The sequence below is a fragment of the Microbacterium sp. 22242 genome (genome assembly GCF_052045495.1).
In the GTDB taxonomy this organism is placed as follows: domain Bacteria; phylum Actinomycetota; class Actinomycetes; order Actinomycetales; family Microbacteriaceae; genus Microbacterium.
This window is the reverse complement of record NZ_JBQEOZ010000011.1, coordinates 1-12,910: the sequence shown is the minus strand read 5'-3', so window position 1 is coordinate 12,910 and position 12,910 is coordinate 1. Positions and strand designations below refer to the sequence as shown.

At 70.0% G+C, this 12,910-nt stretch carries 17 protein-coding genes; 15 read left to right on the top strand and 2 right to left on the bottom strand.

From position 1 onward, the window contains the following. Positions 1-24: 24 nt before the first annotated feature. The 7 genes from ftsZ to ACTJJZ_RS12575 all read left to right on the top strand — a co-directional run bounded on the left by ftsZ (position 25) and on the right by ACTJJZ_RS12575 (position 5,095). Entirely contained in the window at positions 25-1,188 is a 1,164-nt protein-coding gene (ftsZ, locus tag ACTJJZ_RS12605; protein ID WP_440721533.1) for a cell division protein FtsZ, read from the top strand. After that, the gene (locus ACTJJZ_RS12600; protein ID WP_440721532.1) at positions 1,185-1,892 is read left to right on the top strand and encodes a YggS family pyridoxal phosphate-dependent enzyme; all 708 of its coding nucleotides are present in this window, start codon (positions 1,185-1,187) and stop codon (positions 1,890-1,892) included. The genes ftsZ and ACTJJZ_RS12600 overlap by 4 nt, the downstream gene beginning before the upstream one ends. A gap of 39 nt (positions 1,893-1,931) precedes the next feature. Further along, a complete protein-coding gene (locus ACTJJZ_RS12595; RefSeq protein ID WP_440721531.1) occupies positions 1,932-2,426 on the top strand; it encodes a cell division protein SepF in 495 nt (164 codons plus the stop codon). A gap of 12 nt (positions 2,427-2,438) precedes the next feature. Then, on the top strand, positions 2,439-2,735 hold the full coding sequence (locus ACTJJZ_RS12590; protein WP_440721634.1) for a YggT family protein: 297 nt from the start codon (positions 2,439-2,441) through the stop codon (positions 2,733-2,735). 132 nt (positions 2,736-2,867) lie between these two features. Continuing rightward, entirely contained in the window at positions 2,868-3,434 is a 567-nt protein-coding gene (locus ACTJJZ_RS12585) for a DivIVA domain-containing protein (protein WP_440721530.1), read from the top strand. Positions 3,435-3,443: 9 nt separating this feature from the next. Further along, the gene (gene lspA, locus ACTJJZ_RS12580) at positions 3,444-4,169 is read left to right on the top strand and encodes a signal peptidase II (protein ID WP_440721529.1); all 726 of its coding nucleotides are present in this window, start codon (positions 3,444-3,446) and stop codon (positions 4,167-4,169) included. 2 nt (positions 4,170-4,171) lie between these two features. Further along, a complete protein-coding gene (locus ACTJJZ_RS12575) occupies positions 4,172-5,095 on the top strand; it encodes an RluA family pseudouridine synthase (RefSeq protein ID WP_440721528.1) in 924 nt (307 codons plus the stop codon). Positions 5,096-5,147: 52 nt separating this feature from the next. Here the strand turns inward: ACTJJZ_RS12575 and ACTJJZ_RS12570 are convergent, their stop codons facing one another. Continuing rightward, positions 5,148-5,747 carry a TetR/AcrR family transcriptional regulator gene (locus ACTJJZ_RS12570; RefSeq protein WP_440721527.1) on the bottom strand — a complete coding sequence of 200 codons (600 nt, stop codon included), beginning with the start codon at positions 5,745-5,747 and terminating at the stop codon, positions 5,148-5,150. 116 nt (positions 5,748-5,863) lie between these two features. Between ACTJJZ_RS12570 and ACTJJZ_RS12565 the strand changes: the two genes are divergently transcribed. Genes ACTJJZ_RS12565 through ACTJJZ_RS12535 form a run of 7 tightly spaced genes read left to right on the top strand, consistent with a single transcriptional unit; the run spans position 5,864 to position 11,476 of the window. Next, entirely contained in the window at positions 5,864-6,478 is a 615-nt protein-coding gene (locus tag ACTJJZ_RS12565; RefSeq protein WP_440721526.1) for a DUF6230 family protein, read from the top strand. Between the two features lie 14 nt (positions 6,479-6,492). Then, on the top strand, positions 6,493-7,020 hold the full coding sequence (locus tag ACTJJZ_RS12560) for a DUF6114 domain-containing protein (protein WP_440721525.1): 528 nt from the start codon (positions 6,493-6,495) through the stop codon (positions 7,018-7,020). Beyond that, on the top strand, positions 7,020-7,754 hold the full coding sequence (locus ACTJJZ_RS12555; RefSeq protein ID WP_440721524.1) for a hypothetical protein: 735 nt from the start codon (positions 7,020-7,022) through the stop codon (positions 7,752-7,754). The genes ACTJJZ_RS12560 and ACTJJZ_RS12555 overlap by 1 nt, the downstream gene beginning before the upstream one ends. 26 nt (positions 7,755-7,780) lie before the next feature. Next, positions 7,781-9,100, top strand: coding sequence for an ABC transporter permease (locus ACTJJZ_RS12550; RefSeq protein ID WP_440721523.1), 1,320 nt, complete (start codon positions 7,781-7,783; stop codon positions 9,098-9,100). Between the two features lie 33 nt (positions 9,101-9,133). After that, positions 9,134-9,706, top strand: coding sequence for an N-acetyltransferase family protein (locus ACTJJZ_RS12545; RefSeq protein ID WP_440721522.1), 573 nt, complete (start codon positions 9,134-9,136; stop codon positions 9,704-9,706). Positions 9,707-9,747: 41 nt separating this feature from the next. Continuing rightward, on the top strand, positions 9,748-10,350 hold the full coding sequence (locus tag ACTJJZ_RS12540; RefSeq protein WP_440721521.1) for an RNA polymerase sigma factor: 603 nt from the start codon (positions 9,748-9,750) through the stop codon (positions 10,348-10,350). Next, positions 10,334-11,476 (top strand): hypothetical protein, encoded by a 1,143-nt coding sequence (locus ACTJJZ_RS12535; protein ID WP_440721520.1) that lies wholly within the window; start codon positions 10,334-10,336, stop codon positions 11,474-11,476. The genes ACTJJZ_RS12540 and ACTJJZ_RS12535 overlap by 17 nt, the downstream gene beginning before the upstream one ends. A 3-nt stretch (positions 11,477-11,479) precedes the next feature. Here ACTJJZ_RS12535 and ACTJJZ_RS12530 read toward each other — a convergent pair whose 3' ends face one another. Continuing rightward, positions 11,480-11,953: an NUDIX hydrolase gene (locus ACTJJZ_RS12530; protein WP_440721519.1), complete on the bottom strand. Its 474-nt coding sequence runs from the start codon at positions 11,951-11,953 to the stop codon at positions 11,480-11,482. Between the two features lie 203 nt (positions 11,954-12,156). Between ACTJJZ_RS12530 and ACTJJZ_RS12525 the strand changes: the two genes are divergently transcribed. Continuing rightward, on the top strand, positions 12,157-12,910 hold a 754-nt coding region (locus tag ACTJJZ_RS12525), incomplete at its 3' end, for a DUF222 domain-containing protein (RefSeq protein ID WP_440721518.1).

The window sequence follows — 12,910 nt, the reverse complement described above, 5'->3', positions numbered from 1 at the left end:
GCTCCACATACATCGGAGGACGGGATGAGCCAGAACCAGAACTACCTTGCCGTGATCAAGGTCGTCGGCGTCGGCGGTGGTGGTGTCAACGCCGTCAACCGCATGATCGAGCTCGGCCTTCGCGGCGTCGAGTTCATCGCGATCAACACCGATGCGCAGGCGCTGCTGATGAGCGACGCCGACGTCAAGCTCGACGTCGGCCGCGACCTGACCCGCGGTCTCGGCGCCGGCGCCGATCCCGAGGTCGGACGCCGTGCCGCGGAGGACCACGCCGAGGAGATCGAGCAGGCTCTCGCCGGCGCCGACATGGTCTTCGTGACCGCGGGCGAGGGCGGCGGAACCGGCACCGGCGGCGCCCCGATCGTGGCGCGGATCGCGAAGTCGATCGGCGCGCTGACCATCGGCGTCGTCACCAAGCCGTTCTCCTTCGAGGGCCGCCGCCGGCAGAGCCAGGCCGACGCGGGCGTGGCCAAGCTGAAGGAAGAGGTCGACACCCTCATCGTGGTGCCGAACGACCGTCTGCTCGAGATCAGCGACCGCGGCATCTCCATGATCGAGGCGTTCGCGACCGCCGACCAGGTGCTGCTCGCCGGTGTCCAGGGCATCACGGACCTGATCACCACGCCCGGTCTCATCAACCTCGACTTCAACGACGTCAAGTCGGTCATGCAGGGGGCGGGATCCGCGCTCATGGGCATCGGCTCCGCCCGCGGCGCGGACCGCGCGATCAAGGCGGCAGAGCTCGCCGTCGAGTCGCCGCTGCTCGAGGCATCCATCGAGGGTGCGCACGGCGTGCTGCTCTCGATCCAGGGCGGATCCAACCTCGGCATCTTCGAGATCCACGACGCCGCGGACCTCGTCAAGGAGGCGGCGCACCCCGAGGCGAACATCATCTTCGGCACCGTGATCGACGACACCCTCGGCGACGAGGTGCGCGTCACGGTGATCGCCGCCGGCTTCGACAGCGGAGAGCCCACGCTGCGCCTGGACCCGCAGATCTTCTCCCGCACCACGGCCCCCGCCGCAGCGGAGAAGCGCGACTCCGAGGAGCCCGCGTCCGAGGAGAAGCCCGCAGTGGAGCCCCGCCCGGTCGCACCCGTCGCCAGCGCGCCCATCGCCCCGGTGCACACGAGCATCGAGCCGGCCTTCGACGAGAGCGACCTCGACATCCCCGAGTTCCTGAAGTGACCGCGAGCCAGGCTCCGGGAGACCCGAGCCTGGCCGCGCGGCTGTCCGCAGTCGATGACGGGATCGCGGAGGCCGCACGGCGGGCCGGACGCGACGCGAGCGCGATCACCAGGATCGTGGTGACCAAGTTCCATCCCGCCGCGCTCGTGCAGGAGCTGTACGGTCTCGGCGTCCGCGAGGTGGGCGAGAACCGCCAGCAGGAGCTGTCCGCCAAGGCGCAGCAGCTCGCCGGCCTGGACGGGCTGCGCTGGCACTTCATCGGCCAGGCGCAGACGAACAAGGCGGCCGCGATCCGCCGCGCCGCTCAGGCGGTGCACTCGGTCGACAGGTCCCGGATCGCCGATGCGCTGGACCGCGCGGCGACGGACGACGGGCTGCTCGACGTGCTGCTGCAGATCAACCTGACCGAGGATCCGGGCCGCGGGGGAGTAGCCCCCGCGGAGCTGGAGCGGCTCGCCGAGCATGTGCTGACGCTGCCGACGCTGCGGCTGCGCGGCGTGATGGCGGTCGCCCCGCTCGACGAGGACCCCGCCGCCGCGTTCGCGCGCGTGCACGGCTATGCCGAGCGCGTGCGCGCGGTCGCCCCCGACGCGACGTGGATCTCGGCAGGCATGACCGGCGACTACGCCGAGGCGATCGCGGCGGGTGCGACACACCTTCGCATCGGGTCCGCAATCACGGGGCCGCGCCCTGCGCAGGGTTAACCTCGACAACAGAACCACCCGCATACTACGGAGGACGCGATGGGGAACCCGCTGAAGAAGACCATGGTGTACCTCGGCCTCGCCGATGAGGAAGAGGTCTACGAGGAGGCCCCCGCGGCCGCTCCGGTCGCGACGCACGAGCGTACGCGCCACGAGAGCACCCGTCGTGACGAGGACCGCCGCGAGGAGGCCCGGCCCGCGCCGGTGACCCCGCTGCGCCGTCCGACCGCGGTGCGTCAGCCCGCCGCCGGTGCGGTCAACGAGATCCTCACCGTGCACCCGAAGCAGTACCGCGACGCGCAGGTCATCGCCGAGAGCTTCCGCGACGGGATCCCCGTGATCATCAATCTGTCGCAGATGAGCGACGCCGACGCGCGTCGCCTCATCGACTTCGCGAGCGGACTCTCCCTCGGCCTCTACGGCCGCATCGAGCGCGTGACGAGCAAGGTGTTCCTGCTGTCGCCGGAGAGCATCGCGGTGTCGGGGCAGGGCGGGATCGCCGGGGGCGACGAGCCCGCGCTCGCGCACTCCTGACGCGTGACCGCACTGCCCGCGATCTCCGTGATCGCAGCGGTCCTGAACATCCTGCTGCTGCTGTACCTGCTCACGCTGTTCGCACGGCTGATCCTCGAGTACATTCCCATCTTCAACCGCGGGTGGCGTCCTCGAGGCGGGCTGCTGATCGCAGCCGAGATCATCTACACGATCACCGACCCGCCGATCCGTCTGTTCCGGCGTCTCATTCCTCCGCTGAGACTCGGACCGGTCGCGCTCGATCTCGGGTTCACCCTGACGATGCTCGTCGTGCTGATCCTGATGACGATCACCCGGTCGTTCATCTGAAACCCGGCCGTCGCGCGGAGCCCGTCTTCGCGGCGCTGGGACAGGACGGCTATGCTTTCCTGAGGTGCGCGCCGAGGGGCAAGCGCCAATGTCCCACCGGCCACCGAGAACTCATCGAAAGAGGAGCCACCAATGGCACTGACCCCGGATGACGTCGTCACCAAGCAGTTCCAGCACGTCCGCTTCAAGGACGGCTTCGACCCGGACGAGGTCGACGACTTCCTGGACGAGGTGGTTCTCGAGTGGCGCAAGGCACTGGACGAGAACGCCGAGCTCAAGGCGAAGCTCGCGGCCTACGAGTCCGGCGAGAAGGCGCCTGCCGCCGAGCAGGCCCCGGTCGCGCAGGCACCCGTCGCGGCTCCGGCCGAGGGCGCCGCTCCCGCCACCGCCACCGCCGGGATCATCGAGCTGGCTCAGCGCCTGCACGACGAGCACGTCGCCGAGGGCAAGTCGCAGCGTGACCAGCTGGTCGCAGAGGCCAAGGCGCAGGCGGCGAAGATCCTGGCCGACGCTGAGCAGCGTCAGCGCGAGGAGACCGCGCGTCTCGACCGCGAGCGCAACGTGCTCGAGGGCAAGATCGCCGAGCTGCACGACTTCGAGCGCTCCTACCGCACCCAGCTGCGCAGCTACATCGAGGGTCAGCTTCGCGACCTCGACGAGAAGGGCGGGCCCTCGGACTCCGCCTCCACCGGCCAGTAAGGAGCCCCGTTGGCCCGGCGTCAACCGCTTCACGGTTCGGCGGCCGGCACGATCATCGCGATCCTCGCGGTGTTCGTGCTGGCCGCCGACCAGTTTGTGAAGTACCTCACGATCACGCATCTGCCGGAGAGGGAACCCGTTCCCGTCCTCGGCAGCTTCCTGCAGCTGTTCTACGTCCGCAACGCGGGGGCGGCTTTCTCGATCGGAGAAGGGGCGACCTGGATCTTCACGATCGCCCTCGCCGTCGTGGCGTGCGTGATCGTGTGGAAGGCGTTCTCGGTCCGCGCACGGCTCTGGGCGGTCGTCCTGGGCGCGCTGCTCGGCGGCGTGCTCGGCAACCTCACCGACCGCCTGTTCCGCGAGCCGGGGTTCGCCGTCGGCCACGTCGTCGACATGATCTCGATGCCGTGGATGCTGCCGGCGATCTTCAACGTCGCCGACATGTTCATCGTGACCGGCATGATCTCCATCGCGCTGCTGATCATCTCGGGCCTCCGCCTCGACGGCACCCGGGAGCGCGACGCCAAGACGACTGACGCCGCGGAGGCCGACGCTCCCGAATCGGGGGAGTCCGAGGAGCCGCGAGAGCCGGAGAAGGCGCCCGAAGCGGAGAAGCCGCTCGGCGAGCCTTCGTCCGATCCGTCCGATGCATCCGCGCCGTCCGATGCATCCGCGCCGCCCGGATCCTCTGAGAACGGCTCCGAGGATCGCCACACGGCAGGAGCCGGCGCCTGAGTATGCAGTCCCGCGCGCTGCCCGTCCCGGACGGGCTCGACGGCGTCCGCGTCGACGCGGCGCTCGCGAAGATGCTCGGCTTCTCCCGGACCTTCGCGGCCGAGGTCGCGGAAGCCGGCGGCGTGAGCCTTGACGGCGTCACGCTCGGCAAGTCCGACAAGCTCCGCGCGGGCGCCTGGCTCGACGTGGAATGGCGCCCCAAGGAGGAGCCGCGGATCGAGCCCATCGCGGTTCCCGACCTGGGGATCGTCTACGACGACGACGACATCGTCGTGGTGGACAAGCCGTGCGGGGTCGCCGCGCATCCGTCCGTGGGGTGGGAAGGGCCGACCGTGGTCGGCGCCCTCGCCGCGGCGGGATTCCGGATCGCGACCAGCGGCGCGCCGGAGCGGCAGGGCGTCGTGCACCGGCTCGACGTCGGCACGAGCGGGCTGATGGTGGTCGCCAAGACCGAGGTCGCGTACTCGGTGCTCAAGCGCGCGTTCAAGGAGCGCACGGTCGAGAAGATCTATCACGCCGTGGTCCAGGGACATCCGGATCCGCTGGCCGGCACGATCGACGCGCCGATCGGTCGGCACCCGCACCATTCCTGGAAGTTCGCGGTCGTGCCGGACGGCAAGCCGTCGGTGACGCACTACGAGACGCTCGAAGCCTTCCCTGGCGCGTCGCTGCTGGAGATCCACCTGGAGACCGGCCGCACGCATCAGATCCGCGTGCACATGGCCGCGCATCGCCACCCCTGCGCCGGCGATCCGCTCTACGGGGCCGACCCGACCCTGTCCGCACGGCTCGGGCTGACCCGGCAGTGGCTGCACGCGCACCGGCTGGAGTTCGCGCATCCGACCACGGGGGAGTGGGTGCGGACGGAGTCTCCGTACCCCGCCGACTTCCAGCACGCGCTGGACGTGCTGCGCGGCGAGGACTGAGCCAGCCCGCTGAGCTCGCGCCGGCATGAGATCCTCACCGGCCGGGCCAGGATCAGATCCGGAGCTCGCCGGTCGCCGCCACGACCCCGTCCAGTGTCGACTCCAGGAATGCCACCACGTCCGCCGGCGCCACGTCGCGTTCGATGACCAGGCTGATCAGCGTCTCCTCGGTGAACGAGACCCACGCGCGCAGCGCCACGCGCAGCGCCGGGGTGTCCGGCGCGCCGAGCTCGGTGAACGCCTCGAGGAGCCGCACCGCGTTCCGCTCGCGGGACTCGTCGACGACCCGTCGCACCGCCGGATCACCGCTCGCGATGCCGCGCACGAGCGAGTGGAACGTGCCCTGGTGCTGGCGCACGAACTCGGTGATGCGCAGCAGCGTGTCCCTGATCCGTGCCCGGGGCTCCAGGTCGAGGCGCGGCTCCGAGGCGAGCAGCAGGCTGTCCCTGGCCGTGGTGACCACCGCCAGATGCATGCCCTGACGGGTTTCGAAGTAGTGGAAGAGCAGCGGCCGGGAGACGCCGGCCAGCTGCGCCAGCACGTCCATCGTGAGCTCGTCGAGGGAGTGCTCGGCGAGGAAGTTCACACCGGTCGCGACGAGCTGGGCGCGGCGCTCCTCGGGGCTGAGGCGGGCGCGGCGCAGGTCGGGCATGCCACGAGCTTAGTGTCGGCGCGCACGGCTCTCGGCTATATTGACTCTGAGTCAACGGCTCATATACTCGAGATGTTGCGCGCCGCCACAGCAGCCGGCGCCCCGGAGGAGGATCGATGAAGTTCCCGAAGTCTGACCGCGTCCGCAAGCTCGGCTCGTCGCACGCAGGGCGCATCGCGCTCGTCGCCGTCCCCGCGGGGGTCGTCGCCGCCGTGCTGATGGGCGGCGTCGCACAGGGCGCCGTGCCGGTGTCGTTCGCGGTGTCGGGGAGCGAGTTCCAGATCAGCGCGTCGCAGCTGCAGGGCACCGGCTTCTCGCAGTACGCCGGACTCGCGAAGGACACCGAGGGCAAGGAACACACGGTCGCCATCGCGAACATCAAGAGCGCGACGCTGGCGGATCTGTGCCAGGCCGTGGTCACCGACACGCCGCTCGGCAAGGTCGGCGTGCTCATCAAAGCCGGCGGCAACGGCAACCCGGCCTCGGCCAGCGACCTGCAGATCGGCATGACCGGGCTCAAGGGCGACGCCTCGTTCGGTGCGATCCGGATCGGCGTCGACGCCTCGACGGTCAACACCGAGGCGAAGGGCTCCGCGGGCGACTTCGCGCAGGACGCCGACACCGTCTCGATCAAGAACCTGCAGCAGACGGCCTGGAGCACCCAGGCCTCGGTGTTCACCCTCACGGGGATGACGCTGGAGCTGACGGACGGATCCAAGGGATGCTTCTGAGAGACGACGCTTCGATGACCGAGGAGGAGAAACGCCGCGAAACGCCGCGGCGCAACCAGCGCGGTGCGGCGGATCCTTCGCTCCGTCCGGTGCGCACGCCTGAAGCGGCGGAGACCGAGCCCGACCCCGCGCCCGACGCCGGCGCGTCCTCCGCCGAGCCGCAGTCGGCCGGCGGATTCCGGCACTGGCGCCGCGGGCGGCCGTTCATCGGCGGCCTGCTCGTCGCGCTCGGCGGCGTCGAGATGTTCTTCTCCGGACAGCTCGACATCGGTCACCTGCACGTGCAGCTCGGGATCGAAGGCCTGCAGGCCACGATCATCCCGATCGCGCTCGTGCTGCTCGGGATCCTCGCGATCACGATGCCCGCGCACCACGTGTTCTACGGGATCCTCGCGCTCGTCGTCGCGATCTACTCGCTGATCGGGGTGAACCTGGGCGGCTTCATCGTCGGCATGCTGCTCTCGGGCGTCGGCGCGGTGCTGGTCGTCGCGTGGATGGGGACGCGCAGGCCGCCCGCCGAGACCCCGGAGACCGTGTCGTGATGCCGAAGCGCCGGGCCGCGGGCGCGCTGCTGGCCGGGCTCGCGCTGATCGCGCCGATGACGCTGGGCGCCGCAGCCGCGCCAGCCGCCCGCCCGGCCGCCCTGTGCATCCCGCTGATCTGGTGTCCGGCACCGAGTCCGAGTCCCACGCCGGCACCCTCGCAAGCGACACCAGGACTTCACGGCGTCCCGTCGGCACCGGCCGTGCCCGGCACTCCCGCGGCCCCGGGCACGCCGGCCGCACCGGCTCCGCCGGGATCGACCCCCGGCGCTCCCGCACCGACGCCCACGCCCGTGACGGCGACCAAGGATGCCGGCGCTCCGGTGTTCACGAAGACCCCGGCCTCCATGGGATCGCAGGGGCTGTCGTTCACCGGGCTGAGCGGAATCGCGATCGTGGACGTGCCCACCGTCGACGGCGGGACCGTCCGCGCGCTGAAGATCTCGGCCGACTCGATCACGATCTCCGGGTTCTCGCTCACCGTGCGCCCGCCGGACGAGGCGGGTCTCGTGACGAACGCCGACACCATGACGCTGCAGGGACACGTGAACGTCTACCTCGGCTCGATCACGGCGACAACGCAGGACGGCCGGTCGCTCACCCTCGGCACGGACACGCCGCCGCCGCTCGACGACGTCAGACCGGGACTGCTCCGCGTCACGATGGGCCTGGTCGGCACGACCGCCGATTCGATCAGCTACACCAACACGGATCAGCGCATCGTCAATCGCTGAGGTGCTGCTCTCGGTACCCTGGGCGGATGAGGCGGCGCGACGATCGCGGACGGGCGGGGACAGGAGACCGTCCGCGCACGAGCGCGTACCGGCGATGGTTCGCGACGCTGCACCCCTCGCTGCAGCTCGTGCTGCTGCAGCTGTGGATGCCGCTGTTCTTCATCGTGATGTTCTGCCTCTGCTATGTGGCCGCGTTCCACGCGCCGACGCCGCACGAGGTGCCGGTCGGCGTGGTCGGGTCGGCGCAGGCCTCGGCCGGCCTCGAGTCCGGCGTGGAGAAGGCGCTGGGCGGCACGATCGCCTTCACCGACTATCCGGACGCGCGTGCCGCCGGCGAAGCCGTGCTGCACGGCACGGTCGCGGCCGCATACGATCCCGCCCGGCGTGAACTCCTCGTCGCCGGTGCCCACCAGCTGCAGGCGTCGACCCTGCTGCAGCGGATGCTGATCCCGGTGCTGAGCGCGAACGGCGCAGCGCCGACGGTGAAGGACCTGTCGCCGCTGCCCGCGCACGACGCGTTCGGGATGACCTCGATGTACCTGATGCTGGCGTGGTGCATCGGCGGCTACATGACCGCGATGTTCATCGGACTCATGGGCGGCCCGCTGCGCCACCGCACTCGGCTGGCCGTCATCGTCGGACTCGGGCTGCTGATCTCGCTGGTCACGAACCTGCTTTCCGGACCCGTGATCGGGGCCATCCAGGGGCACTTCTGGCCGCTCGCGCTGATGGCCTGGGGCTGGATCGTGGCGATCGGCCTCGCGGTGAACGGCCTGAGCTACTTCTTCGGACGGTTCATCGCGCTGCCGTCGATGGTGGTGTTCGTGTTCCTCTCCGTTCCGGCGTCCGGCGCGGCCTATCCGCCGTGGATGATGCCGCAGCCCTTCGCGTGGCTGAACAACGTCGTCGTCGGCAGCGGGATCACCGAGATGATCAAGCGCACGGTCTACGGGGTCGGCCCCGGCTACGCCCGCGGTCTGCTGATGATGTCCGTCTACGCCGCGGTCGGGGTGATCCTCATGCTGGTCGGCAAGCCGTACTGGGAGGCGCGACGGGCCCGCCGGATCGTGGCGGGGAAGACGACGATGTTCATCGACGCGCAGAACGCGAACCGCGACTTCCTCGCCGGTCAGCGCCGCGGGATCCTCGCCCGGCACGGGCTCGCGTCGACCGAGACCGGCACGATCGGGCTCATCGATCTCGAGGCCGAGGAGCAGCGCGATCGGGCACGCCGGGCGTTCGAGACCGAGACGGATCCGGGCGACGCCTTCCTCGCGGCGCCCGACGGGCTGGAGAACGACGGACCGGTCGGGGATCCCTCGCCGGACAGCACCAGGGAGCCGTGACCGCGGTGCGGCGGCGCACGGCAGACTGAGCACATGAGCATCGAGGTGCGTCCGGCGACGGAGTTCGACGACATCGCGACCCTGGTGGGGCCGAAGAATCCGGCGTCGCAGTCCTGTTTCTGCCTGAGCTACCGGATCGGCGGTGCGGAGGGCAGAGCGCTGCAGGGTCAGGCGCGGGCGGACAGGATGCGCGAGCTGTGCCATCAGGATCCGCCGCCGGGCATCATCGCGTATCTCGACGGCGAACCCGTCGGCTGGGCTGCCGTGCACCCCCGCCGCGACACGAGCTTCGCCCGCAACCGGCTCATCCCGCACCTCGACGATCTCGACGTGTGGTCGCTGTGGTGCTTCCGGGTGCGGCCGGGGCACCGCAAGCAGGGGCTGATGCATGCGCTGATCGAAGGCGCCGTCGCTCACGCGCGTGGTCACGGTGCGCCGGCGATCGAGGGGTATCCCGTCGACAACGCAGGCGCGACGGTGAACCTCACGATGGCCTACGCGGGCACGCGGGCCCTGTTCGAGTCCGCCGGCTTCGTGAAAGCCGCCGACACCGGCTCCGTCCTGGACGGCTTCCCGCGGGTGCTGATGCGACGGGACCTGCGCTGAGAATCCGTGAACCGAACCCGGATCCTCGGGCAATACCTGTTGTGAGCACAGACAGCGAGATCATCGGGCGATCGCTCGAGCGACCGGAGGCCTTCTCGGAGATCTTCGAGCGTCACGTCCGGCCCGTCGGCGGGTATGTCCGCCGGCGGGTGGGCGCCGACGCCGTGGACGACGTGCTGAGCGAGACGTTCCTCGTCGCGTTCCGGCGTCGGTCGTCGTTCGACCAGACGGCGGAGTCGGCGTTGCCGTGGCTGCTCGGGATCGCGACGCGGGTCGCGAAGAGCCATCGCGCGGCGGAGGCCCGGCAGTGGCGCTCGTTCGAGGCCTCCGCCGGGGCGGCGGAGCACACCGAGTCCGTGCATGCCGCAAGCGACGACCGCCTCGACGCGGACACCGCACTGCGTGCACTGGCGCCCCGGATCGCGGCGCTGGCCGGCCGGGACCGGGACGCGCTGCTGCTGTACGCCTGGGCTGACCTGACCTATGAGCAGATCGCCGAGGCGCTGGGCGTGCCGGTGGGGACCGTGCGTTCCCGCCTCAACCGGGTCCGCCGCAAGCTCGCACCGCCCGGATCGCACTCCGCGACCCGGCTGACCTGGATGGCGAAGGAGGAGAACGATGCCGCTTATGGAACAGGTGCGTGAGCTCGGCGCCGCCGAGGCGCACCCCGAGGAGGGCACGATCCGCGCCGCGCGGGCGGCGCTGACGCGGGAGATCGCGCGGGGGGGCGGTCGGATGAAGGATCCAGTGCGTGCACGACGGCGGCGGTGGACCGGGATCGGCATCGGGGGACTCGTGGCCGGCGCTGCCGCGACGGCGATCGTGATCGGCTCCGTGCTGACGCCGCCGGCGCCGCCGAGCGCGTCCGCAGCGGAGGTACTGAACGAGACGGCCGATGTGACGATCCATGCCGTCGACACGACGCTCAAGCCGGGTCAGTATCTGAAGATCGAGGCGGTCAGTAAGACGGTCGGCTACTGGAACACGGCTGCCGCCGAAGACGGAGACCCGAACACGGTTCCGTCTCATGCGTATCGGGGCAATGGTGATGCGGCGTTGCAGATCCAGGAGATGGAGACGGTTTACGTCCCCGCTGACCGCGCTGCAGACTGGCTCTACGTGTATGGCCCGAAGAGCATTGTGGCGAGATTCGGCCCCAGGGGTGCCGAGGTCGAGCAGGAGGTCCGAAACTCCCCGGAAGCTTATGGCTTGGGTCAGGACATGGTCGGCCGAGTCTGGGTGATGCCAGGGGGTGTGACAGGAACGCAGAGCACTGATCCGTCGCGCGGTGGTGCGACAACGGACGGGAGCGGTCCGGCTCCGGGGACCGTGTTCTATCTGGACAGCTATCGGCCCCACTATGCCGAGATGCCGCGCGATCCTGCGGCTCTCCTGGATTGGTTGCGCCGGCCATCCGGCATGACGGGAAACGCCGCCGATGCATGGGTGCTGTCGAGCCTGGAAGATCCCGACACCGTGAATCTCATGCCGGCCGACCTTCGCGCCGCCTTCTTCCGGGCGATCGCGCTGATCCCTGGTCTTCGCGTGGAGAACCGCGATGGCGACCTGGTGACCCTCAGCCACTATGAGGAGGGGAACGACCGACCGAGGTCGATCGTGATCGACACCGCGCAGGGCTACATCGCGGAGCTGGCGGAGACGCAGGGGACGAAATCCGGCGTCGCCGGCGACATCCCGGACAGAGTCAAGAAAGTCACGACGACCGTCGTCGATGCGCTCCCCGATTCGGTGAAACTCCCGGAGAAGTAGGCGTCAGTCTTGNCCGCGGAAGTGCGCAGGATCGTCCTCCGCCATGGCGAGGGCGATCTTGCGCACGTGAGCGTCGTCGATATCGCCCATCGCGGCGAGGTCGTAGAAGCCCACCTCCGTGAGCTCCCCATCGACCGGATGCGGCTTACCTGCGACCCAGGTGCAGCGGAACACCAGATCCAGGTAGTCGACCTGGTCACCGTTGGCGTACGTCACCCGCGGGAGCTGCTGCACCAGCGCCAGGCGCTCGACCTTCACCGCCACGCCGGCCTCCTCGAGGCATTCCCGCACGGCGGTGTCGGCGGGCTCCTCGCCCGGTTCGACGATCCCGGAGATCGCCTGCCAGACGCCGTTGTCCGCGCGCTTGCCGAGCAGCACCTTCTCGTCGCGGAACACGATCGCGGTGACGCCGACGAGGTTCAGCGGGGCGTGGCCCACATGCTCTCGGAGCGCGAGGACGAAGTCGGGGGTGGTCATCTGACCACCGTAGTGCGAGCGAGCGGCGAAGATTTCGTTACCGGTTCGTGATCTGGATCCGCCAATTCGATTGTGGATGAATGTTCGAATGTCGGTGGTGGCTGAGAGCATGGGGTATGGCTTCCTTCGATGCGATCGCTGCGCTGATCCCGACCCTCTGGGGTCGGCTCGGCGCAGGTGCGGGCGTCGAGGATGCGCAGGCCGTGATCGTCACTTTGAGCGACGCCGATCTCGTGACGGCGTTCGGAGAGACCGCGGAAATCGGGGCGCTGATCGAACAGTTGCAGGCGATCGAGGCCGGGGTGATTCACGCGCGGTCGTCGTGGCGGGCGGGGCATGAAGGGCTGGCGCAGCGGCTGGGACATCGGTCTGCGGCGTCGCTGGTGCAGAAGCTCGGCGGTGTGAGCAAGGCGGAGGCGTCCCGGCGGGTGCGGGTGGGGGAGGCGCTGCTTGATGAGGGGATCGACTCGGAGTCCGAGCGAGCGGAGGATCCGGAGCCTGAGGGTGCGGCGGATCCAGGGGCGCAGGACGGGGCCGGTTCCGGGGCGCAAGCCGCGGAGGAGGATCCGACGCCGCGTCCGGGGCCGGATCCGGTGTTGCCGTGGTTCGAGGCGTTGCGTGCGGCGTTGCGGGCGGGGTGGTTGACGTCGGCGCAGTTCGATGGGATCCGTCGTGGGCTGGGCGAGCCTCCGGGTGGGTGCGAGGATGCGTGGTCGACCGCGGCGGGGCAGCTGGTGGACGAGGCGCCGCGCCTCACGGTGGAGGAACTGCTTGCACACGCGCGGTGCGTGCGGGACTTGATGGATCCGGTCGGTGCTGAGGAGCGTGCCCGGGTGCGGTATGAGCGGCGGGCGTTCCGCACCTGGCTCGATCCGGAGGGTGCACGGCGCGGGAGCGTGGTGTTCGACGACGAGGGCGGTGCGTTCTTCGACACGGTCTTCGCCGCGGCGTTGCGTC